The following is a 22,614-nucleotide window of genomic DNA, read 5'->3' as shown; positions in this document are numbered from 1 at the left end:
AATCGCATGCTATACAGAACGGCTTTGCTTCCGTGCGATTGCCACGCTACGCTCGCAATGACATAGTTTTATACATCATCTATTTAATAAAAAATAAACCCCTCATTGCGAGGCACGAAGCAATCCCCAAACTATACAGAGCGGACCTGCTCATTGGGGATTGCTTCGTGCCTCGCAATGACGACGGAGAATTATACCCTACATGAAAAAAAACCTACCATTAGCCATACTATCTGGCTTGCTTTTATGGATAGCCTGGCCGCCTACTCCTTATACTACGTTTTTACTTTTCATTGGCTTTGTGCCTATGTTGCTGGCCATAGAAGACATCATCAATGATGACAGGCCTAAAAAAGGCAGACGGGTATTTAATGTAACCTTTATTGGCTTTTTTATCTGGAACTCATTATCTGTTTACTGGGTTTATAACGCGCTAAAGATGGTAGGCGAAGTTGTAGCTATTCCTATTACACTTATCCCCTATTCGCTTGGGCCGTTGTTGATGGCAGCGGCTTTCTGGCTGTATTACCGGTTGAGATTGGTTGCCCCTCGCTGGGTTGCACTGATTGGCCTGGTTTGCTTCTGGATCGGGTACGAATACCTGCATCAAAGCTGGGACCTTTATTTTCCGTGGATGACGCTTGGCAACGGCTTTGCCGTATCGCACCAATGGATTCAATGGTATGAATATACCGGCGTTTACGGCGGAACCGTATGGATCTGGGCGGTGAACATCCTGGCTTTTTTAATTTATACAAGTCTTCGCGAAGCTCAAACCAAACGCCACAGAATGGCATTGATCATGGCGATTGTAATTGTTGTAACAGTGCCTCTTGGCTATTCATTATCGGTTTATCATAACTATGTTGAAGAAGTAAACCCATCAAACATCGTTATTGCCCAGCCCAATATAGATCCGTACGAGAAAGATGGTACCATTCCCCCTGCTTCACAACTTGATATCCTGATCCAGCTTTCAAGACAGGTGGCCCAACCCAATACCGAGTTTTTTATATGGCCCGAAACAGCTATCCCCGCACCTGTTTATATTAACGAGGAACAGATAGGCCAAAATGATTTTATTAAGCAGGCCCAGCTTTTTTTACGGAAATATCCTAATGGCAACCTGGTTACCGGCGCCGAAACATACAGGCTATATAACAACAGGGCAACCCCAACGGCGGTTCCCTCACCATGGGGAGGCGACCAGTTCGCAGACTTTTATAGTACAGCCCTCAATATTGAAAATGGCGACAGGATTCAAACTTACCATAAATCACGGTTAGTACCCGGGGCCGAATCATTGCCTTTTGGCGATGCGCTTTCATTCCTGAAACCCGTATTTGAACATTTAGGCGGTGCTACCGGCAACTATGCTCCCGAAAAAGATGCAAAAGTGCTTTATTCGCAAAGCGGTATCGGGGTCGATCCGGTTATTTGTTATGAATCGATATGGGGAGGGTACATTGCCCGCTCAATTAAAAAAGGGGCCCAGTTCATCGCCATTATTACTAACGATGGCTGGTGGGAAAATACCTCGGGCAAGGACCAGCATTTAGATTATGCCAAACTTCGGGCTATCGAAACACGCCGCTGGGTTTGCCAATCGGCTAATACCGGCATCTCGGGATTCATAAACCAACGTGGCGATGTGGTTAAACATACCGAATGGTGGACTAAAACCTCTATCAAGCAAGATATCAACCTTAACAGCGAACTCACGTTTTATGTTAAACACGGCGATTATATCCCGCAAGCCGGCAGTATATTTGCAGGCATTGGCATTGTGTTTTTACTGGGGATAAGATTGAGGAAGAAGCAAACCTTAACGGTTTGAAAACTCAACCCATAAATGGCTAATCAAGTACTGACAGCGTGGTTTTAATAATATCATCAAAAAAAGCCTTGTCGGCGGTGGCTTTGGCTGACACCTGCATGCCCCTTACCGCATTCATAATGAACCGGGCCAGCGCAAGGGAATCCTGGGAGTTACGAATCTCACCGCTTGCCTGTCCTTTTTTTATGGCACTAAGAATCGCGTTTTCAAACTGCTGCTCATTTCGGCATACCACATTCTTAACTTCAGCATCCAGCGATGCCAGTTCAATTTCGGCATTTACCATGAAACAGCCTTTACGTTGTTCATCGTTTAGCAAATCGCGCATGGTAAGCTCTAAAAGCTTTTGTATAGCCTCTTTGGCCGATGCTGAATTATTGATAATATCACACATCTGGTTTCCACCCGCCTTTTGATAGCTATCCAAAGCTTTAATATATAAAGCGTGTTTATCACCAAAAGTATCATACAAGCTTGAGCGGCTTATGCCAAGGCCATCAACCAAATCCTGCATAGACGTGCCATTGTAGCCCTTATGCCAAAAAATGCAAACGGCCTTGCTCAATACCTCGGCTTCATCAAAATCTTTACTTCGTGCCATAACAGAAAAGCTTTACCCGTTTTGCAGGCAAAGCTATTCATTTTTAATTAATTGTTTAGTCTTATACCCCGTTGGTGCTTAACGGGCTTTACCGGCATAATTATCTTACCCCACCACTTGCAAGGATAATTTCGCCGGTTAACCAGCGTGAATCATCAGATGCCAGGAATACGGCAACAGGTGCAATATCATCCGGCTGACCGATACGACCAAGCGGTGTAGTTTTTTCAAGCTCAGCTTGGAAATCGCTGCCTATAAAACCTGCTGTGTGTGTGCCTTCGGTTTCAACCATGCCCGGGTTAATAGCATTTACACGGATCTTTTTAGGGCCAAGCTCTTTTGATAAAACCTGTGTAATAGAATCAACCGCACCTTTGGTACCTGTATAAATAGCACTTTGCGGAGGGGTAATACGGGTTACCGTTGAGCTTATGTTAATTATGCTGCCACCTTTATCGCCAAAGCTATTTACCGCTCCCTGGGTTGCAAGCAATAAGCCCAGTACATTGATATCAAACTGGCGGTGAAATTCTTCTTCGGTTACAACTTCTATCGGTGTAAACTGGTATACACCTGCATTGTTCACCAAAACATCAACACCACCAAAAGCTTCTTTGGTTTCGGCAAAAAGACGGTCAACATCGGCCTTCTTTGCCACGCTGCCTTGTACGGCGATAGCTTTGCCGCCTTCGGCGGTAATTTCGGCCACTACTTTATCAGCACCATTTTTATCTGATGCATAATTTACTACTACTGCAGCACCTGCCGAAGCCAGACTTTTAGCTATACCTGCGCCAATTCCTTTTGAAGCTCCTGTTACTACTGCAACCTTGTTTTCTAATTTTTTCATTTTCTGGAAGATTAATTTAATTTTGGATCAATCGTTCCACAAATATAAACCCATTTTGGAACAATCATTCCTGAATTAATTTTTATTAGGCTGGGATGACAAATGAAGGGGGGGGGGGTAAATATGCTGGCGAGCGTTAAAGACAGACTTGTAAGCCCAACGACACGATTATCCAGGACTGGTGAAATATTGAGTTATTTTAAATCCGGAGGCTCTGAAGGTAAAATAAACGAAAAAGGGCCTGTCAGTCTGAACCTGTCGAAGACTCGCGCGCAAAGGCCTGCCCACTATGCTTCGACAAGCTACCCATGACAAGATAAAAAATGTGGTTTTTCGCAGCAGATCAGCTTCGGGTGAAAACGAGCAGAACGATGCTGGGCGGTGCGGCTGCAGGGGGCATAGCAAGTTTTTGCAGAAGCGGAGGCATTGCGTGCGAATCGGGGCAAAATAATTGCAGCCCGTGGTTCTGTTCGTTTTGCAGGGTGAAGGCCGCGCCGATGGCTATGGGGCCAGGTTGTGCGCAAAGAAGCCTCTCTGCTGCAAGCCTTTTTGGTTACTTTTGTGGCGACAAAAGTAACTGGCCCCGCGCGGCCAAGAGCGCGACGATGTAAGTCAAATACTAATGAAGCCCGTTACCAGCCTATCGGGGATTGCTTCATTCCTTACAGCAATCATGTGACGCAGATGTCATTTTACCTTCAGAGGCCGCCGGATTTAATTTACTCAGCATGACCCGGTTTTAATTTTGTCGCAGGTATAATTCAGCCTACTCCTCCGTTGCCATTTCATTCCTTTTCAGGATAAAGGCCATCAGGTCATTGATGGGGTGTTTGATGATCTTGCCGGTTTTTACGCCGTGCAGGTGGCATAATGAAATAAGTTCTTCGGAGAACGAATAAGCTATGGAGCCCACAAAGTGGCATTTATACTTGTGGTATTCGGGGTACGATTTAATATTGGTTTCAATAAACTCAACCAACCCGTCAACCAGCATGGAATGCCCGTATTCGGTAGTTTTTATTTCGCTTACAAACTTACTGAACGATGCCAGGTACGTGTTGGCATTAGGCTTTTGATACACATTTTTGATCACGATCTCCTTGTTCAGGTGGTAAGCCTTATCAAACTTCTGGCTGATATCATACGGCATATTACCATATAAAAAGTCAGTGATCAGCTTTTTGCCAAACCAGGTGCCTGAGCCCTCATCGCCCAAAACAAAACCAAGGCCATGCTGTCCGTCGTAAATTTCCTCGCCGTCAAAAAAAGAGATATTACTGCCGGTGCCCATTACACAACAAATACCCTTTTCCTGGCCACAGGTTGCATAAGCGCAACCCAGCAGGTCGCTGTCAACGCTGATATAAGCTTTATTAAAATGTGTGCTCAGGGCATTTGATACAATCTCATGCCTGTCGGGGCTGCTGCACCCTGCACCAAAAAAGTAAACCTCCGAAATCTCGGAAGCAAATGCTACCATTTCAGGGGCTTGGTCCAGTACAATACGTGCTATCTCTTTTTCGGTTAAAAAATAGGGGTTTAATCCCGCGGTAAGGAATGAGCGGCTTTCCTGGTCTGAAACGGTCAGCAGCCAATCGGTTTTTGATGATCCGCTATCTGCAACTAAGATCATTGACAAATTTCTTCAAGCGCTTTAACAGTAAGTGGCTTATGAATAAACTGTGTAATATGCTTATTATCTTCCGAGTTCCTGATATCGGTAGGATCAAGCGATGACGATAACATATATATTTTTATTCCTTTTTTAGCAATGTCCAAACCGGCAAATTCGTGCAGAAACTCAAACCCCGTCATCATTGGCATCCTGATATCTAAAAAAATAACGTCGGGGTTTACCGATCCGCTTTTTAACGACTCAATGGCCTCCATTGGCGATTGACGCACAATAATATTTTCGGCAAAGTTGCTGCTTTCCAAAACCCGGCGCGTTATAAAGCTATCAATGTAGTTATCATCAATAAGCATACAGGTTTTGAAAGGCGCGGTCATGATTCAAAAATAAGTTTTTAAACTTACTATTAAAATATTTTTTATTTGATGTTAATACTGTTTGTTATCTGTTTTAACATGATCTCGGCCTGTTTACTTTGGTATTGCGCGGCAAAGAATTTTGATTGCGCGTCAAGATAGTTACGCTGTGCTTCCCTTACCTCAAGCGGGGTAATATTGCCTAACTTATACTTATCAAGCGTAATCTCCAGGTTTTTTTTGTTAAGGTTTACATTGGCTTCTTCCAGCTTTACAAGGTCAAGCCCCGAAAGGTATGCTACAAATAAGCTGTTGATCTGGCTTTCAATATCCAGTTTGGTTTGTTTAGCAGCAATGCCGGCATTATCAATCTGGATCTTGGCATTCTTTTCGCGCCTGTTTTGGTTGAAGCCATTAAAAATGTTAATGCTTGCGGTGAGGCCGTAATTAAAGCCATGTACATTTTGCGACAAGGTAAACCCTGCCGGCGTTTTGCTGTTGGTAAAAGTATATCCCGATGTTACCCCCACCTGCGGATACCGTGTAGCGCGCACCTGTTTAAGATTGATCTCGGCCAGGCGCTGGTTTATTTGTGCCGATAATATCGCCGGATTTTGCAGTTGCGCGTTGTTGAGCACATCGGCCAGTGCCAGTTTTTCATCAACTATAATAGTATCGGCAACAGAAAAATCGGTTTGCAGATCGCGGATCAGTAACTGATTAAGTTGTATTTTGGTTGTCTTGAACTGCTGGTACTGGATCACCAGGTTGCCGGTATCTGTATTTAGGTTTACCTGGGCATTCAACACTTCCAATCGCGAAGCCCTTCCTACAGCAAACTTATCGTTGGCAATGCGCAACTGCGTGCGGGAAATATCAATAGCTCCTTTCAACGCCTTGATCTGTTCGTTCTGGCTGATCAAGTTATAATAGGTATCGATAACGCTGGCCACTGTTCTTTGTACGGTATCCTGTAATTGCAGCACACCCAGTTTATCCATCTGCTTTAGCTGATCATAATTTGCAAACATGGCGAAGCCATCAAAAATTGTCCAGTTAAGGTTTACCCCATAATTATTATTGGAGTTTTTGGCATTGCGGATATTGTTAACCGTACCATCATTACGGGTTTGCTTGGTTGTTTGGCGACTGTTATTGTCATTAAAGTCGCCGGTAACCACCGGCAAAATCCCTGCATTACCAAGTGTAACATTATTTGATGCTATGGTTGAATTGTTTTGCGACAACTTGATATTGTAGTTGTTTTTCAGCGCTATTTCAACCGCATCTTTTAAAGTAAGTAAGGGTGCATCCTGCTGGGCTAAAGCCATGGTTGATATCATAGCGAAACAACAAACCAGGCAGGCTATTTTCTTGATCATCATATTATGTTACAAGTTTTCGATCAGTTTAGGTTCTTGATGGTGCGGGTGACGGGCAGCTTCGGCTATTTCAGCCTCTGCAGCCAGGTCCTCAGGGTCGTGGTCATGGTCTTTACGGGTTTTAGCAGCCAGCAGCAGGTACATCATCGGGATGATGTAAAGGGTTAACACCAATGAAAACAGCATCCCCCCCATAATTACAATCCCTAATGAAACACGGCTTTTTGCACCGGCGCCCAGCGCAAACGCAATAGGTACAGATCCAAGCACCACGGCTAAGCTGGTCATTAATATGGGGCGTAAACGCGCGGTTGCCGCTTCAATAACTGCTTCGTATTTGGCTACGCCCTGTTCCATCCGTTGGTTTGCAAACTCTACGATAAGAATACCGTTTTTAGTTACCAGCCCTACAAGGGTGATGATCCCGATCTCGCTGAAAATATTGAGGGTTTGATTAAACAACCACAGTGATAAAAACGCACCCGAAATAGCCAGCGGAACGGTAAGCATCACGATAAGCGGATCCATAAAGCTTTCAAACTGGGCCGCCAGTACCAGGTAGATTAGCAGCAAGGCAAAGCCAAAAGCAAAAAGAATGTTTGACGAACCTTCGGCATAGTCACGTGAGGGGCCGCTTAACGCGGTACTAAATGTATCGTCAAGTAAGCTTTTGGAGATCCTGTCCATCTCCTTGATACCATCGCCTACAGTATAACCCGGAGCAAGACCGGCCGAAAGTGTTGCCGATTTATAACGGTTAAAATGGTAAATGGCCGGAGGCGTGGCGCCTTCGGATGTTTTAACTACGTTATCCAACTGAACCAACGTCCCTTTTGAGCTGCGCACATAAATTGATTTCAGATCAAGCGGCTGATCGCGGTTAGCGCGGTCAACCTGTGCTATTACCTGGTATTGCTTACCGTTTATCAGGAAGTAGTCGAGCCGGCCTGCGCTATAATATAATTGCAGCGTTTGGGCAATATCATCAACCGAAACACCTAAGTCACGGGCACGCTCACGGTCGGTAACCACGCGCAACTCGGGTTTAGTAAATTTGAGGTTAACATCCGTTCCCTGGAAAACCGGGCTTTTTGACACCTCGGCAAAAAAGGTCGGCAGCACTTTACGGATCTTTTCAAAATCCTGGTTTTGGATAACATACTGCACCGGCAACGATGTTTTTGATCCGGAACCACCGCCACTGATAGTTTGCTCCTGCACCACAATGGCACGCGCATCGGGCATTTTGCGTAGCTTACCATTCAGCCAGTCGGCAAGTTCCTGCTGGGTTCGTTTTCGTTCATCCGGACCAACCAGCCCTACCCTGCCAAAGCCGGTATTTGAAGCACCGCCGCCGCCAAATGATGGCGAAACAATTTCAAGGTTAACATTGGCCTCCGGAATTGAATCTGCAACCAGGTTAGATACCTTATCCATATACCGGGTCATGTACTCATAGGTTGCGCCTTCCGAGCCGGTAACGCTATAACGCAGCAAGCTGCGATCATCAAGCGGGGCAAGCTCGGATGGGATAACTTTTACCAGGATGCCGATAATAACCAAAGATGCCCCAAGAATGGCAAATGATACCCATTTGCGCTTCATGAACTTAATGAGCGATTCGGTATATGAAGTGGTCATATTAATGAAGAACGGCTCCGTTCTTTCATAAAACTTCGATTTCTTTTGGTTTTTGCGAATCAGCTTAACGTTAAGCATCGGTGTCAATGACAGGGACACGAATGCCGATATCAACACAGCGCCGGCTACCACTACCGCAAACTCGCGGAACAAACGGCCGGTGAAACCCTGTAAAAACACAATAGGCAAAAACACAGCTGCCAGCGTAACTGATGTAGATACTACCGCGAAAAAGATCTCGGCCGAACCTTCAAATGCCGCTTTACGGATAGCCATGCCAGCCTCTACCTTTTTATAGATATTTTCTGTTACCACAATCCCGTCATCCACCACCAGGCCCGTTGCCAGTACTATCCCCAAAAGGGTTAAGATATTGATAGAGAACCCGAAGATGTACATGATAAAAAAAGCACCGATCAATGATACCGGGATATCTATCAGCGGGCGGAAAGCTATCAGCCAATCGCGAAAGAAAAGGTAGATGATAATTACCACCAGTACAAAGGCCACGATCAGCGTTTCCTGCACCTCAGATATCGACTGGTTAATGAACCTCGTATTATCCAAAGCCACTTTCACCGAAATATCGGGCGGAAGATCTTTTTTAATCTGCTCTAAACGGGTATAAAAATCCTTGGCTATCTGTACATAATTAGCACCCGGCTGCGGTACCAGTGCCAGAGCAACCATCGGCACCCCCGACTCTTTAAATATGGTTTCCTCATTTGCCGAGCCCAACACAGCATAACCAATATCGCTCAGCCTGATCACCCTGTTGCTGTCGGCACGGATAATGAGGTTGTTAAAATCTTTTTCCGTTGCCAGTTTGCCCAAAGCCCTGATGGTAACTTCGGTATTATTACCCTCAATTTTACCTGCAGGCAACTCTACGTTTTCTTTAGCTAATGCCGCACCAATGTCGGTAGCTGTAACGCCAAGTGCCGAAAGCTTGGCAGGGTCTATCCACAGGCGCATAGCATACTGGCGCTGCCCCTGTACGTTAATGGTACTTACACCGGGGATGGTTTGCAGTCCTTCCAGCAGCACATTTTCCGCATAATCATCCAGCTGGTTGATGTTACGGGTGTCACTGCTCACGGTAAGCGTAATGATCTGGTCGGCGCTGGCATCGGCCTTGGTTACTACCGGCGGGGCGTTAATATCCTGCGGCAACTGGCGCTGTGCCTGGCCCACTTTATCGCGCACGTCGTTTGCAGCGGTTTCCAGGTCGGCATCAAGGTCAAACTCAACAGTGATATTGCTTTGCCCAACCGAACTGGTTGACGATATGTTACGGATGCCCGGCACACCGTTGATAGATTTTTCAAGCGGCTCTGTGATCTGCGATTCAATTACATCGGCGTTGGCACCGGAGTAACTGGTTGACACCGAAATAATGGGTGGGTCGACCGAAGGAAAATCCCTCACGCCCAAAAACTTATAGCCGATAATACCAAATACAACAATAACCACAGACATTACTGTTGCCAATACCGGCCGCTTAATACTTACTGAGGATAAACTCATATTGGTTTATTTAATAACTTTTAAAATTTTCAAAGGCACTTTTGGCCGCATTTGGATCAGGCCCGATACTACCACACTGTCGCCAGGCTTTAAGCCTTCAATAACCTGGATCTTAGTATCGGTACGCAGATCTGTTTTTACCGGTTTTGACATGGCTTTACCATTGTGGTAGATCCAAACCAGGCTGCTTTTCAAATCTGGAATAACCGCCTCTGTTGGCAGCAAAATGGTTTTAGGAATTTGATCAAGCGTTAAATTGATCTTGGCAAAGCTGCCCGCGGTAAGGACCCCTTTAGGATTGGGTGCCTTAGCGCGCACAGTAATAGTGCGTGAGCTTGCATCGATTGAAGGGTCAATGGCATATACCGTACCCACAAAACTCTCCATCGAGCTTTCTGTTTTGAACCTGATCTTACTGCCGGGGCCAAGTATAGAAAGGTACCTTTCAGGCACAGCAAAGGTTACTTTTGCCGGATCGATATTAACCAGATCGGCAATAGGCGATGATGGCGAGAGGTAACTGCCCGGGCTAACATTCCTTAAACCGATAGTCCCCGAAAAGGGCGCCCGGATCTCGGTACGGGCAATCTGCGCCTTAATTACATTTGCAGCAGCTTTTAACGAATTTAATGATGTTAATGAAGTATCATATTCCTCCTGGCTTATGGCTTCTTTTTGAAGCAACTGACGGTTGCGGCTTTCCTGTTGTTTTGCCAATGCCACCTGGTACTGGTTTTGCTGCAACGATGCTTCCAGGTCCTGGTTGTACACTTTAACCAGCAACTGGCCCTTTGTTACTTTAGTGCCTTCATTAAAATAGATCCCGGTAATATTCCCTGCTGTTTGGCTTATCAGGCTTACCTTTTCATTGGCATCAATGGTGCCGGTAATATCAATAATGTTGTTTACGGCGGTATCTTTAACTATCATTACTTTAACCCCTACCGCGCCGCCGCCTTTTTTCTTATCACCTTTACCCGAAGCCATAGCCGCGGCCGATTTCTTTGCCCCTTCGCTAAAAAATTTATTGTAAATTAAATAGGCAACCAGCAGGGCCAGCGCCGTGTAAATAATATATTTCGTTTTCATACTTTGTTTAATCCGTGTGTGATTTAGCTTGTAGGGTTGTTTCGGGTGATACCAATGGTTTTAAATTTTTATGCATGCGGGTAAGTACGCTTTCAAATACCTGCATATCGGCTTCGGATATGCCTTCGGTAATATCCGCGTTGATGGCTTCAAATGTTTCAATGATCTGAGGAACGGCCAGTTTTGCCTTATCGGTAACGCGAAGCAATTGCTGCCGCCTGTCGTTCGGGTTGTTTTCGCGGTAAACAAAGCCTTTTGCTGTAAGCAGGTTAATGATGCTTACCATAGCCGATTTATCCTTGCCCAGCAGATGTGCCAACGCGTTTTGGGTAAGTTGCCCGTCATGAAAGTAAATGAGCGAAAGTATATAGTGATACCGGGTAACATCCAGGTGAACGGTATGCTTTACCAGTACATTAAGGTACAGTTTACCTAAGCGTATCAGCTTGCGCGAAATAGGTTCAATCAGTTCCATTTACTTAAAAATCGATGTAAAACTAATAGCATAATATCAACAATAGTTGCATGTATCAACCATTTTACAACGGTGTTTAGGGCGCTGTAACGCCACATACATAACTGATTATATAATATTTTATAAATTGCGGCCATGAAACTGACCAACCTACGCACGTTATTTTTTCTAACGATTTTTATTATGAGTACTACTATCAGCAAAGCCGCCGCCAGCGCTCAGATTACCTACAATGTTTCGTTTCCTGAAGCCCAGGCCCATTATGCTGATATTGAAATGCATATTACCGGCCTTCAGCAAAACACCCTTGAGCTCAAAATGCCGGTATGGACACCGGGCTCATACCTGGTGCGCGAGTTCGCAAAAAACATCGAATCATTAACTGCTGAAGCTAACGGCAAACCCGTTGCAGCACCCAAAATCAATAAGAATACCTGGCAAATTGTTACAAAAGGAATTTCATCGGTAACGGTAAAATACAGGGTTTATGCCTTTGAGCTCTCCGTACGTACCAGCTTTATAGATGCCTCGCATGGCTTCCTTTCCACTACGGGCATCTTTATTTACCCGGCCAGCATGCTGCATTCGCCCGCTATCATCCACATCAAACCATATAAAAACTGGGATAAAGTTTCAACAAGCCTCGATATGGTGAATAATGATCCGTTTACCCGTTTATCACCAAGCTTCGATATCCTGTTCGATTCGCCAATTGAAGTAGGCAACCAGGATGTTTTTGGATTTGATGCATCTGGTGTTCATTATGAAATTTGCATGTACGGCGGCGGCAATTATGATAAGGAAAAATTAAAAGCCGATATCCACAAAATTGTTGACCAGGAAGCAGCTGTTTTTGGCGAAAACCCCAATAAACACTATGTATTTATTGTACATAACCGCCAACGTAATGGTGGTGGTTTGGAGCACCTGAGCTCAACAGTTTTAGGAGCATCTCGCGATAACTACACCAACGATAAAGGATATCAAAGCTTTTTAGGCCTTGTTGCCCACGAGCATTTTCACTTATGGAACGTGAAACGCCTGCGCCCGATTGTGTTAGGCCCTTTTGATTATGACAATGAAAACTATACTACCAATTTGTGGATAGCCGAAGGTTTTACCGAGTACTACCAGGGTATCATTGTACGCCGTACGCAACTGTTCCCGGTTCAGAATTATTTTGATGTTTTGGAGGGCGAGTTCAATGTTCTGGAAAACCTACCCGGAAAAAATGTACAAACCGTTGCCGAATCAAGCTTTGATGCCTGGATCAAAGCTTACCGCCCTAACGAAAACTCTAACAATACTACTATTTCATACTACAACAAAGGGGCAATCATTGGTATGATGCTTGATCTGGAGATCATCAACGACAGCAAAGGCAAATACTCGTTAGATGATGCCATGAAGTACATGTACACCCAGTATTATAAAATCAAAAAGCGCGGTTATACCGATGTTGAGTTTAAAGCAGCCTTTGAAAAATTTGCAGGTAAAAAACTGGATGATTTTTATGCCAGATACATCAATGGTCTAACCCCTATCGATTATAATAAATATTTAGGTTATGCCGGTTATAAGGTAGAGGATGAACTGGCCGATAAAAACGATGCGGCTTTAGGTATCACTACTACAACAACCGCAGCTAAAAAAATTATTGTTACGAGCGTGCAGCGTGGTACTGCCGCTTATATTGATGGCATTAACGTAAACGACGAGATCACTGCTATTGACGGAACGCCGGTTACTGATGCTGCAACCCTGATCAATGGTAAAAATCCCGGCGATAAAATTGAAGTTACAGTAACCCGCGACGGGCAAGCTATGACCTTACCGGTTACCCTACTGAAAAGCAACCGCGTTAAATACAATATTGTTGCCCTTGATAGCCCAACCGAGCAGCAATTGGCTGTTAGGAAGAAGTGGTTAAGCATATAAAAACTACTATTTACAGGGAAAGGCTGGCTGAGAAGCTTGCCTTTCTTTATCTAAGGTTAATGCCAATTGGTATTTATTAATTAAATTTGTTTATGGAAACATTCATTGTACATCCTGAAAACAAAGAACAATCAGCTGCTGTCAAAGCTTTTTTAAAAGCTCTTAAGATCAATTTTGAGAAGCATGACCAAGGCTCATACAATGCTGAATTTGTTGAACAGGTATTAGCGGGTGAAACAGCACGAAAAGCAGGTAAAAAAGGCGTTAGGGTAAACACCGACGACCTATGGAAATAGACTTATACGAAAAAGCTATCCGGGATTTTGAGTATTGGAAAAAATCTGGAAATAAGTCTGTTCAAAAAAAGATCTCACAAATATTTAATGATATGAAAGCTCATCCCTTTGAGGGAATAGGGAAACCGGAGCCTCTTAAATATAAATTAACAGGAAAATGGTCAAGGCGCATAAACTCCGAGCACAGAATTATATATGACGTTGTTGACGAAACCATTAATATTTACTCTTTACGAGGGCATTATGAATGATCCCATCAATAAGGTCGGCTGAAAAGCTGGCCTTTCTTTTGGCCCCCTATCCTCATTCCGAACTTGTTTCAGCTCAATAAAAAAATAAAATATTAACGCATAAGTTATATTTTTATAGCTTATGCCCGCTGCAACCTCGTTAAAAAAAATACGCCCGATACAGCTTGTTGCTGTTATTTTTTTTACTGTATCCGGTGGCCCTTACGGCCTTGAGCCGCTATTAAGTTATGCAGGCGATCATGGCGCGCTAATTATCCTGCTCATAACCCCGTTAATGTGGGATGTGCCGGCCATATTTACCGTGCTTGAGCTTAACAGCATGATGCCTGTTACCGGCGGCTATTACAAATGGGTAAAGTATGCACTCGGCACACATTGGGGTTTTATTGAAGGCTGGTGGACCTGGCTCTATACTTTTGTCGACCTTGCCATTTACCCGGTGCTTTTTGTGCAATACGCCGGTTTCTTTTTCCCCGGGCTGTTAAACTTTCAAATCCCGGTTTGTTTGGTCATCATCTGGGCATCAGCCGGGTTAAATATTTTAGGCATTATGCCGGTGGGTAGGGTATCGCTGTTTTTAAGTGCTGCTGTACTTGCGCCCATTATATTAATGATAGCGTTAGGTATTTATCACCATAGCGGGCCAATGCACATCCCCGCAACATCATTAAAAGGCCTTAGCTTCCCATCATTTGGTATGGCGTTATATACCGTAATGTGGAACTGCCTGGGCTGGGATAACGTAACCACATATGCCGAAGAAGTTGAAAAACCCGTGCGCTCGTATCTTATCTCAATTTTTGCAGCTTTCGCGCTGGTAATGGTAGTATACTTTTTTGCCATTTGGGTTGCCCAGCAATCGGGCATTGACCACGATACATTAACCGAAAATGGGTTTCCTGCATTAGGCGTATTGATTGGCGGGCACTGGCTAGGCATAGTAGTAGCAGCGGGTGGGATGGCCAGTACGCTGGGGATCTATACCGCTGTATTGTTATCGGTATCACGAGTGCCACAGGTAATGTCTGAAGATAATTTACTTCCAAAAGGAGTTAACAAACTGCACCCGCGTTTTAAAACACCTTTTGTTTCCATCATCATTTGCTCCATAGTAGTGAGTTTTATGGTATTGTGGACTTTTGCCGATCTGCTCATCATTGATGTAACCGTTTACGGCGCGGGGCTTTCTTTAGAATACATCGCCCTCGTAAAACTCCGCGTCAAGGAGCCGATGAAAGAGCGGCCTTTCCGCATCCCGCTTAGCGTTACCGGCCTATGCCTAATAATGCTGTTGCCATTTATTGTTTACAGCGTAGCACTTGGCGGGGCATTAAGCTCAACACCGAAGGCCCTTTCGGCTGCTGTTTTTGCACTGGTTGCATTATCAAGTGCGGAAGTGGCCTGGCAAATTATTAAACTAAGCAAGCCTGAGCTGAAGCAATAATAATACATGAATCAATTGGCCATCTAATACAATTAATTCCAACTTCGCAAATCGTGGTGCAGAAACAGGGCAATCGTTTTTAAACAATTCGATCTGTTTTACAAATCTCACACTGAAAAATTTTCACACAAATGCTTTGCATGCTGTCCACAATTAATCGAATTACACGAATCTCAAATTAATTCAATTCGTGTAACTCGATTAATACGTAAAAATTAGTGTGAAAATTTTCATTTATTGCTTTTCAATATACAACTGGTTAAAGGCTATTTCCCTGAGTGAGGAAAGAAAAATTCGTGCAATTCGATTAATTCGGAAAAATTTGTGGCGATAATTTCTTCAACGTTTCAATGATTGGATAATTGACCGGGATTTGCGTAAATTCGATCCTTTCCCGAAAACTCATATCATATGAAAATCAAACACCGATACCTGATGCTTATTGGTGGCCTTGCTATTTTTGCAGGCTGCCAAAATAATAAAAGCGTGCCCGCCGAAAAGGCCATAACTGCGGCCGAAATAAAAAAATACATCTCGGCTTTAGCCAATGATTCCATGATGGGCCGCAAACCTTTCACCGCCGGCGAAGACAAGGCGATCAAATACATTTCGGAGCAGTTTAAACTGGCCGGGCTCGAACCGGGTAACAATGGCAGCTATTTCCAGGATGTGCCCATGGTGCAGATCACCAGTACGCCATCTCCTGTCATGGAAATAACCGGCGGTAAAACGCCGCTCAGTCTGCATGCTACTACAGATTTCGTAACCTTCAGCCGCCGCGAGGTTGATTCGGTAACGCTTAAAAACTCCCCGCTGGTTTTTGCCGGGTATGGTGTTGTTGCTCCCGAATATCACTGGAATGATTATGCCGGACTTGATGTTAAAGGTAAAACTGTTGTGGTGCTGGTGAACGACCCGGGCTTTAAAAACGGCGATCCTACATTTTTCAAAGGCGATACCATGACCTACTACGGCCGGTGGACTTACAAGTATGAGGAAGCCGCGCGTCAGGGCGCTGCAGGGGTGCTTATCATCCACCAAAAAGAGCCTGCAAGCTATGGCTGGGAAGTGGTATCCAACAGTAACACAGGTGCCAAACTTTACCTGCAGCAAAAGGACAAGCACATGAACCGCTGCAAGGTTGAAGGCTGGATCACCGAAGATATGGGTAAAAAGCTTTTAGCTGAAGTGGGCATAACCGGCGATTTCCGCGCCCTGGCCCGTAAAAAAGATTTTAAAGCCATTCCGCTTAAGCAATCAGTTACTTTAACCATCAACAACCAGTTAAAGTATTCCACATCGCACAATGTGATCGGCACACTTAAAGGCAGTTCACAGCCGGGCGAATATGTATTATACACCGCCCATTGGGACCACCTGGGCATAGGCAAGCCTAACGCCAAAGGTGATAGCATTTACAATGGCGCTGTTGATAATGCCGATGGTGTGGCTGCTATTATCAGTGTGGCTAAAGCATTTAACAAGGCCAAAGAAAAGCCCAAACGCTCTATTGTATTTTTAGCTGTTACAGCCGAAGAGCAGGGTTTACTGGGTTCGGAATATTATGCCACCCATCCCATTTACCCGGTTAACAAAACAGTTGCCGATCTCAACATGGATGCCCTGGGCGATTACGGCGAAACCAAAGACATTGCTGTAACCGGGAAAGGTCAAAACGATTTGGAAGATTATGTTGACGAAATAGTAAAAGCACAAGGGCTTAGCACTGTTGGCGACAGGCACCCCGGCTCTGGCAGCTACTACCGGTCGGACCATTTTAACTTTGCCAAGGTTGGTGTACCGGCCCTTGACATTAACAATGGCAGCATCAGCGCAGTACACGACGGCAGCTACGGCGAAGCTAAACAAAAAGATTATGGCGACAACCGCTATCACCAACAGGCCGATAATTACACCGATACTATGGATGCCACAGGCATGGCACAGATAGCTAATATCCTTTATGAAGTTGGCACTAAGCTGGGTAACGAAACAACCTTCCCCGGCTGGAAAAATGGCTCGGAGTTTAAGGCGATAAGGGAAAAATCGATGAAGTAAAGTCTCTTAGGGGAGACTTGAAAATGGCCTTCTTAAGCCCCCTCCCTTGGAGAGGGTTTGGGTGAGGTTAACAAAAAAATCCACCCCGTAACAGAAGGTGGATTTTTTTTTGATATATAGTGAAACTATACCCTTAAAGGGATTTAGTTGCTCATTTTAGCTATGTTGAAGCTTTCGTAAGCCATTTGCCTGTTGTAATCGTTGGCGATGGTTTTGTAGTTGATCAGGTCGACAATGGTACCGATGAAACAAAAACCGGCTGTGAAAAAGTACAGGATCCCCATCCCAATCTGATCAGTCATGAAACGCTGTACACCTGATACACCAAGGAAACCTGCAAGCGTTGCGAACATGATATCCTGTGGGTTGCGTCTTTTGCTGGCATAAAATGACATAAAAGTGCGAGCCTGGTTTCCTGTTAATGAGGCAGTAGCCTGTTGCAGAAATGTATATTCTTCGGGAGTGATACCGTCGAAAGACATATATGGATTTTGATAAGCGTTCATTTCAGTAAGTTTTAAAGTTTGCGATTGTTTTATGATATAAAGGTACAGTGGTGCTCATAAAACGCCTAAGGGAGATAGGTTAGCGGAGATAAGTAATCGGTGAAATGACAGGTTTTAACGGTGAAAAGTAGCGTGGAAATTTTACCGAGGATAAGAGTAGCAATAAAATGTCATTGCTGTAAGAAACGACCTGAGAAATCCCGGAAAAAAACCGTGATGGCGTATAAAGTATATTTTGGTGATAGTGCGCTGGGGCCGCGTTAGTGATAGGAGCGGATACCGGCCGGTGGCTAATGCCTGCGCAGTATGAGCGGATAGCACGGGCCGCAGGCAACGCCCCAATTTATAATATCGATCAAAAACACACCTGATAATCAAAAACTTACAATCACATCATTATACAGAACGAAGCAATCTCACGGAAGCATAACCAACCTGTATAACATGCAATTGCCACGTCGCGCCCTGCTCATACCCCTCCTGCTCCTCGCAATGACATGATTTATAAAATTTAGGTAAGGCTCTTAAACTGATTCCTCTCCGGCAGCCTTGCTTTGGTAAGCACATAAATCCGGTTAAAGATCACGGCCACCGCAGGAATGCCAAGCCAGTGGGCACGGAAAGAATTGCTGATATCGCCATGAAAAAGATAAATAATACTATGCCCTAAGCCGCAGCCCGGGCACCACCCTATGCCCATCAGCTTAAGAGGGCACAAGGTAAAGTGTGACGCTTCCGTTGGCGAGGCCATCGCCAATGAAAGCATCGCGGCTGTCCAGAACAAGAGTTCAAAATATTTTGAAAAATAACGCTTAATCAAGTTTGTTTGCTTTGTTGGTGAATAATAATGATACCGCGAAGGCGAGCAGTACCCCAACTATTAACGCACCAAAAATCCGTTCAGAAAAATCCTTTATGTTAGCACCGGATGACGATACGTAGCTGATATAAAGTATTGAGCCGAAAACGGCGATGATGCCGCCTACAATTAATATTTTAAAACTTTGAAAAAGAGCTTCCAAAAAGCCCATCTGGCCATTACACTCGTTTTTTCGATAACTCATAATCCCGAAAAAAAGCCCGATAGCCGGTATAATAAATGAAAAGTATTCGACTGGGGCCACAACGTCTTTTTGCGGCATAACGCCAAGCCGTGGCATAGCAAAGATCCAGATGATACTTAATACGCCGATGATACCCCCTGATAACACTGCATTCTTCATAATTATATAATTAAGATTGATTTATAAATCGGTATGCGCGTTTACATACATAAATTTATCATTAAAAAGTAAATAAGCCCTCATATTGTTTGCATTAATTTTTAGCCCAACGCTTTTTTATTTTGGCTTTCCTTTTTTGTTTATCTTTGCCGCGGTTTGAACATCCGTGATATATTAGACAGATATAAGGCTGATGACCGGATAAAAACGTTGGCTACTGCGCTTAACGCATCAAAAAATCCAAGGGTACAGCTACGTGGTTTGGTGGGATCAAGTGATTCGGCCATGGCGGTAGCATTGTATTTTTTGCAGCACAAACACATGGTATTTGTACTGCCCGACCGCGAAGAAGCAGGTTATTTCCAGGCCGACCTGGAAAACCTTACCGGTAAAGAAGCCCTGCTGTTCCCTTCATCATACCGCAAGCCTTTTGAATTTACCCAGCCCGATAGCAGTAATGTACTGGCCCGTGCCGAGGTATTGAATGAGCTTAACCATAGTACAGAATACGGCCAGCTCATTGTTACCTACCCGGAGGCCCTGGCCGAAAAAGTAATTGATCGCTCTTCGCTTGAAAAAAACACCCTTGAAATAGCCGTTAGCAACAAGCTCAGTATTGATTTCATCAACGAGTTTTTGATAGAGTATGATTTTGAACGGGTTGATTTTGTATATGAGCCGGGGCAATTTTCTATCCGTGGCGGTATTGTTGATATCTTCTCTTTTTCGCATATGCTCCCCTACCGGGTTGAGTTTTTTGGTGATTTCATTGAGTCGATCCGTACGTTTGAAATCGAGAGCCAGCTGTCGGTTGAGCATGTTAAAAGCATTACCATTGTTCCCAACGTACAATCTAAATTTCTAACGGAGAATAATATCTCCCTGCTTGAATATGTTGAAGCAGGTACACAGGTGTGGATCAAAGACGTTCAGTTTACGCTGGACATTATCCAAACCGGTTATAAAAAGGCTGTAAATCTTTGGAAAGCCCTCTCTGCAGATGAAAAAGCACAAAACCCTGATTGGATAGATCCCAAATTTGGTTTTACCGACGAAAAACTGATTGGTGATCAATTGCATGATTTCCCTGTGGTAGAGTTTGGAAAGCAGTTCTTTTACCATGATGCTACCGCTATCAATTTTGATATGCGCCCGCAGCCATCATTTAATAAGGACTTTACGCTGCTCATTCACAATTTCAAAAACAACGAGACTGATAAGATAGAGAACTTCATCTTTACCGATTCGGCCAAACAGGTTGAGCGTTTATACGCCATTTTGGACGACCTGGACAAAACGGTAAAATTTACGCCGGTAAGCATCTCCATACGCGAAGGCTTCATTGATCACGAGCAAAAGATAGCCTGCTATACCGATCACCAGATCTTTGACCGTTACTATAAATACAAAACCCGCAAGGGCTACCAGCGTTCCCAAGCTATTACACTAAAAGAGCTCCGCGACCTTAAACCTGGCGATTATGTTACCCATATCGATCACGGTATAGGCAAATATGCAGGTTTGGAAAAGGTTGACGTGAACGGCAAACAACAGGAAATGATCCGCCTGATTTATGCTGATAACGACCTGCTGTATGTGAATATCAACTCACTTAACCGCATTTCCAAATTTAGCGGCAAAGAAGGTTCCGTTCCCAAAATGAACAAACTGGGTACCGACACCTGGGAACGTTTGAAGAAAACAACAAAAAAAAAAGTTAAGGACATAGCCCGCGACCTGATCAAGCTTTACGCCCTTCGTAAAGCCCAGCATGGCAATGCCTTTTCGCCCGATAGCTACCTGCAAACCGAGCTGGAGGCATCATTCCTGTACGAGGACACTCCCGACCAGGAAAAAGCCACTGCCGATTTTAAAAAAGATATGGAATCGCCCCACCCTATGGACCGCCTTATTTGCGGCGACGTGGGTTTTGGCAAAACCGAAGTTGCGGTCCGTGCTGCTTTCAAAGCCGTTGCCGATAGCAAGCAGGTGGCCATTCTGGTACCAACAACCATCCTGGCAGCGCAGCACTACAAAACTTTTACCGACAGGCTCAAAGGTTTTCCTGCCAATATTGATTATGTTAACCGCTTTAAATCAACCCGGCAGATCAAGGATACCCTGGAGAAACTAAAAGAAGGTAAAGTAGATATCATCATAGGCACACATCGTTTGGTAAGCAAGGATGTGAAATTTAAAGACCTTGGCCTGATGATCATTGACGAAGAGCAGAAGTTTGGCGTATCGACCAAAGAGAAGCTGAAACAGATGCGCGCTAATGTGGATACGCTTACCTTAACGGCAACGCCCATTCCGCGAACGCTTCATTTTTCGTTAATGGGTGCACGCGACCTTTCTATTATATCAACTCCGCCGCCAAACCGCCAGCCGGTTGTTACCGAGCTGCACGTATTTAATGATAAGTTGATTAAGGAAGCTGTTGAATTTGAAATAGACCGCGGCGGGCAGGTGTTCTTTATCCACAATCGCGTGGCCGATCTGCCGCAATTGGGCGGCATGATCCGTAAGCTGGTACCGAAAGCCCGTATAGGTATAGCCCACGGCCAATTGGAAGGTGACGATCTGGAAGATGTAATGCTTAAATTCGTGAACCACGAGTATGATGTGTTGGTAGCTACAACCATTATTGAGGCCGGCCTGGACATTCCCAATGCCAATACCATTATCATCAACTACGCCCATATGTTTGGATTGAGCGACCTGCACCAGATGCGCGGCCGTGTGGGCAGGAGTAATAAAAAGGCGTATTGTTATTTGCTAAGTCCGCCTTTGTCAACGTTAACCAGCGAGGCGCGCAAGCGCCTGAGCGCCATTGAAGAATTCAGCGACCTGGGCAGCGGCTTCAATGTGGCTATGAGGGATTTGGACATCCGCGGCAGCGGTAACCTGCTTGGCGCCGAACAAAGCGGCTTCATTGCCGAAATTGGCTTTGAAATGTATCATAAGATCCTCGACGAAGCCATACAGGAACTTAAGGAAGATGAGTTTAAAGGCGTATTCCCAGAGGATAAGCCCCGCCCCTATATTTCTTTTACCCAAATTGATACCGACCTGGAGATCCTCATCCCCGATGAGTATGTAACAAATCTCTCCGAGCGATATAACCTGTATACCGAGCTTTCCAAACTGGAAAACGAGGTGGAACTGCAGGCATTTCAACAAAAATTGCACGACCGTTTTGGCCCGGTGCCGGCCCAGGTTGACGGTTTACTCAATACCCTACGCCTGCAATGGCTGGGCAAGGCCATCGGTTTTGAAAAAATCTCGCTTAAGAAAAACGTTTTGCGTGGTTATTTTATTACTAACCAGCAATCAAGTTACTTTGAAACCGAGGCCTTCCGTAATGTGCTCGACTTTGTGAAGAATAACCCAAGGCGCACCAATTTGAAAGAAGTTAAAAACACGCTCCGATTGGGCATTGAGGGAATTGACAGCGTTGACGAGGCGGTGAGAATGCTGAGCGAGGTGGCGGGGATAATATAACCA

18 protein-coding genes are annotated in these 22,614 nt (G+C 44.7%); 7 read left to right on the top strand and 11 right to left on the bottom strand.

Translation table 11 applies throughout. The features are described from left to right. Positions 1 to 202 precede the first annotated feature (202 nt). Entirely contained in the window at positions 203 to 1,837 is a 1,635-nt protein-coding gene (gene lnt / locus ABID99_RS26705) for an apolipoprotein N-acyltransferase (protein ID WP_373615653.1), read from the top strand. Between the two features lie 19 nt (positions 1,838 to 1,856). Here lnt and ABID99_RS26700 read toward each other — a convergent pair whose 3' ends face one another. From ABID99_RS26700 to ABID99_RS26665, 8 genes are all read right to left on the bottom strand, one after another. Then, positions 1,857 to 2,438 (bottom strand): TetR/AcrR family transcriptional regulator, encoded by a 582-nt coding sequence (locus ABID99_RS26700; RefSeq protein ID WP_176626406.1) that lies wholly within the window; start codon positions 2,436 to 2,438, stop codon positions 1,857 to 1,859. 100 nt (positions 2,439 to 2,538) lie between these two features. Continuing rightward, on the bottom strand, positions 2,539 to 3,288 hold the full coding sequence (locus tag ABID99_RS26695) for a glucose 1-dehydrogenase (protein WP_091173618.1): 750 nt from the start codon (positions 3,286 to 3,288) through the stop codon (positions 2,539 to 2,541). Between the two features lie 766 nt (positions 3,289 to 4,054). Next, complete coding sequence (locus ABID99_RS26690; RefSeq protein WP_373615652.1) at positions 4,055 to 4,921, bottom strand: N-acetylglucosamine kinase; 867 nt, start codon at positions 4,919 to 4,921, stop codon at positions 4,055 to 4,057. Further along, the gene (locus ABID99_RS26685) at positions 4,918 to 5,298 is read right to left on the bottom strand and encodes a response regulator (RefSeq protein ID WP_373615651.1); all 381 of its coding nucleotides are present in this window, start codon (positions 5,296 to 5,298) and stop codon (positions 4,918 to 4,920) included. Before ABID99_RS26685 ends, ABID99_RS26690 begins: the two co-directional genes overlap by 4 nt. A 41-nt stretch (positions 5,299 to 5,339) precedes the next feature. Beyond that, positions 5,340 to 6,662, bottom strand: coding sequence for a TolC family protein (locus ABID99_RS26680; RefSeq protein ID WP_373615650.1), 1,323 nt, complete (start codon positions 6,660 to 6,662; stop codon positions 5,340 to 5,342). A gap of 6 nt (positions 6,663 to 6,668) precedes the next feature. Further along, entirely contained in the window at positions 6,669 to 9,827 is a 3,159-nt protein-coding gene (locus ABID99_RS26675) for an efflux RND transporter permease subunit (RefSeq protein WP_373615649.1), read from the bottom strand. 6 nt (positions 9,828 to 9,833) lie between these two features. Then, complete coding sequence (locus ABID99_RS26670; RefSeq protein ID WP_373615647.1) at positions 9,834 to 10,916, bottom strand: efflux RND transporter periplasmic adaptor subunit; 1,083 nt, start codon at positions 10,914 to 10,916, stop codon at positions 9,834 to 9,836. 7 nt (positions 10,917 to 10,923) lie between these two features. After that, complete coding sequence (locus ABID99_RS26665) at positions 10,924 to 11,391, bottom strand: MarR family winged helix-turn-helix transcriptional regulator (protein WP_090533476.1); 468 nt, start codon at positions 11,389 to 11,391, stop codon at positions 10,924 to 10,926. Between the two features lie 183 nt (positions 11,392 to 11,574). Between ABID99_RS26665 and ABID99_RS26660 the strand changes: the two genes are divergently transcribed. The 5 genes from ABID99_RS26660 to ABID99_RS26640 all read left to right on the top strand — a co-directional run bounded on the left by ABID99_RS26660 (position 11,575) and on the right by ABID99_RS26640 (position 17,378). Beyond that, positions 11,575 to 13,329, top strand: coding sequence for a M61 family metallopeptidase (locus tag ABID99_RS26660; protein ID WP_373615645.1), 1,755 nt, complete (start codon positions 11,575 to 11,577; stop codon positions 13,327 to 13,329). Positions 13,330 to 13,421: 92 nt separating this feature from the next. After that, positions 13,422 to 13,625, top strand: a complete 204-nt coding sequence (locus ABID99_RS26655; protein ID WP_188834176.1) for a DUF2683 family protein — start codon at positions 13,422 to 13,424, stop codon at positions 13,623 to 13,625. Then, positions 13,616 to 13,876 carry a Txe/YoeB family addiction module toxin gene (locus ABID99_RS26650; protein WP_188834177.1) on the top strand — a complete coding sequence of 87 codons (261 nt, stop codon included), beginning with the start codon at positions 13,616 to 13,618 and terminating at the stop codon, positions 13,874 to 13,876. Before ABID99_RS26655 ends, ABID99_RS26650 begins: the two co-directional genes overlap by 10 nt. Before the next feature lie 121 nt (positions 13,877 to 13,997). Beyond that, positions 13,998 to 15,320 carry an APC family permease gene (locus tag ABID99_RS26645; protein ID WP_373615644.1) on the top strand — a complete coding sequence of 441 codons (1,323 nt, stop codon included), beginning with the start codon at positions 13,998 to 14,000 and terminating at the stop codon, positions 15,318 to 15,320. A 411-nt stretch (positions 15,321 to 15,731) separates the two neighbouring features. Beyond that, on the top strand, positions 15,732 to 17,378 hold the full coding sequence (locus tag ABID99_RS26640) for a M28 family metallopeptidase (protein WP_373615643.1): 1,647 nt from the start codon (positions 15,732 to 15,734) through the stop codon (positions 17,376 to 17,378). A 143-nt stretch (positions 17,379 to 17,521) separates the two neighbouring features. Here ABID99_RS26640 and ABID99_RS26635 read toward each other — a convergent pair whose 3' ends face one another. The 3 genes from ABID99_RS26635 to ABID99_RS26625 all read right to left on the bottom strand — a co-directional run bounded on the left by ABID99_RS26635 (position 17,522) and on the right by ABID99_RS26625 (position 19,107). Then, positions 17,522 to 17,884, bottom strand: coding sequence for a TM2 domain-containing protein (locus ABID99_RS26635; protein WP_373615642.1), 363 nt, complete (start codon positions 17,882 to 17,884; stop codon positions 17,522 to 17,524). 511 nt (positions 17,885 to 18,395) lie between these two features. Then, a complete protein-coding gene (locus tag ABID99_RS26630) occupies positions 18,396 to 18,704 on the bottom strand; it encodes a DUF2752 domain-containing protein (protein ID WP_229701720.1) in 309 nt (102 codons plus the stop codon). Then, positions 18,697 to 19,107, bottom strand: a complete 411-nt coding sequence (locus ABID99_RS26625) for a DUF4199 domain-containing protein (protein ID WP_090533467.1) — start codon at positions 19,105 to 19,107, stop codon at positions 18,697 to 18,699. Before ABID99_RS26625 ends, ABID99_RS26630 begins: the two co-directional genes overlap by 8 nt. 156 nt (positions 19,108 to 19,263) lie before the next feature. Between ABID99_RS26625 and mfd the strand changes: the two genes are divergently transcribed. Then, positions 19,264 to 22,611: a transcription-repair coupling factor gene (gene mfd / locus ABID99_RS26620; protein ID WP_373615641.1), complete on the top strand. Its 3,348-nt coding sequence runs from the start codon at positions 19,264 to 19,266 to the stop codon at positions 22,609 to 22,611. Positions 22,612 to 22,614 lie beyond the last annotated feature (3 nt).

It is taken from the genome of Mucilaginibacter sp. OAE612 (assembly GCF_041806395.1).
GTDB lineage: Bacteria > Bacteroidota > Bacteroidia > Sphingobacteriales > Sphingobacteriaceae > Mucilaginibacter > Mucilaginibacter rubeus.
This window is presented reverse-complemented; position numbering and strand designations above follow the sequence as displayed.

Excerpts from the sequence above, each read along its gene's own strand:
- lnt (WP_373615653.1), top strand. The coding sequence starts at position 203 with ATGAAAAAAAACCTACCATTAGCCATACTATCTGGCTTGCTTTTATGG.
- ABID99_RS26700 (WP_176626406.1), bottom strand. The coding sequence starts at position 2,438 with ATGGCACGAAGTAAAGATTTTGATGAAGCCGAGGTATTGAGCAAGGCC.
- ABID99_RS26695 (WP_091173618.1), bottom strand. The coding sequence starts at position 3,288 with ATGAAAAAATTAGAAAACAAGGTTGCAGTAGTAACAGGAGCTTCAAAA.
- ABID99_RS26690 (WP_373615652.1), bottom strand. The coding sequence starts at position 4,921 with ATGATCTTAGTTGCAGATAGCGGATCATCAAAAACCGATTGGCTGCTG.
- ABID99_RS26685 (WP_373615651.1), bottom strand. The coding sequence starts at position 5,298 with ATGACCGCGCCTTTCAAAACCTGTATGCTTATTGATGATAACTACATT.
- ABID99_RS26680 (WP_373615650.1), bottom strand. The coding sequence starts at position 6,662 with ATGATGATCAAGAAAATAGCCTGCCTGGTTTGTTGTTTCGCTATGATA.
- ABID99_RS26675 (WP_373615649.1), bottom strand. The coding sequence starts at position 9,827 with ATGAGTTTATCCTCAGTAAGTATTAAGCGGCCGGTATTGGCAACAGTA.
- ABID99_RS26670 (WP_373615647.1), bottom strand. The coding sequence starts at position 10,916 with ATGAAAACGAAATATATTATTTACACGGCGCTGGCCCTGCTGGTTGCC.
- ABID99_RS26665 (WP_090533476.1), bottom strand. The coding sequence starts at position 11,391 with ATGGAACTGATTGAACCTATTTCGCGCAAGCTGATACGCTTAGGTAAA.
- ABID99_RS26660 (WP_373615645.1), top strand. The coding sequence starts at position 11,575 with ATGAGTACTACTATCAGCAAAGCCGCCGCCAGCGCTCAGATTACCTAC.
- ABID99_RS26655 (WP_188834176.1), top strand. The coding sequence starts at position 13,422 with ATGGAAACATTCATTGTACATCCTGAAAACAAAGAACAATCAGCTGCT.
- ABID99_RS26650 (WP_188834177.1), top strand. The coding sequence starts at position 13,616 with ATGGAAATAGACTTATACGAAAAAGCTATCCGGGATTTTGAGTATTGG.
- ABID99_RS26645 (WP_373615644.1), top strand. The coding sequence starts at position 13,998 with ATGCCCGCTGCAACCTCGTTAAAAAAAATACGCCCGATACAGCTTGTT.
- ABID99_RS26640 (WP_373615643.1), top strand. The coding sequence starts at position 15,732 with ATGAAAATCAAACACCGATACCTGATGCTTATTGGTGGCCTTGCTATT.
- ABID99_RS26635 (WP_373615642.1), bottom strand. The coding sequence starts at position 17,884 with ATGAACGCTTATCAAAATCCATATATGTCTTTCGACGGTATCACTCCC.
- ABID99_RS26625 (WP_090533467.1), bottom strand. The coding sequence starts at position 19,107 with ATGAAGAATGCAGTGTTATCAGGGGGTATCATCGGCGTATTAAGTATC.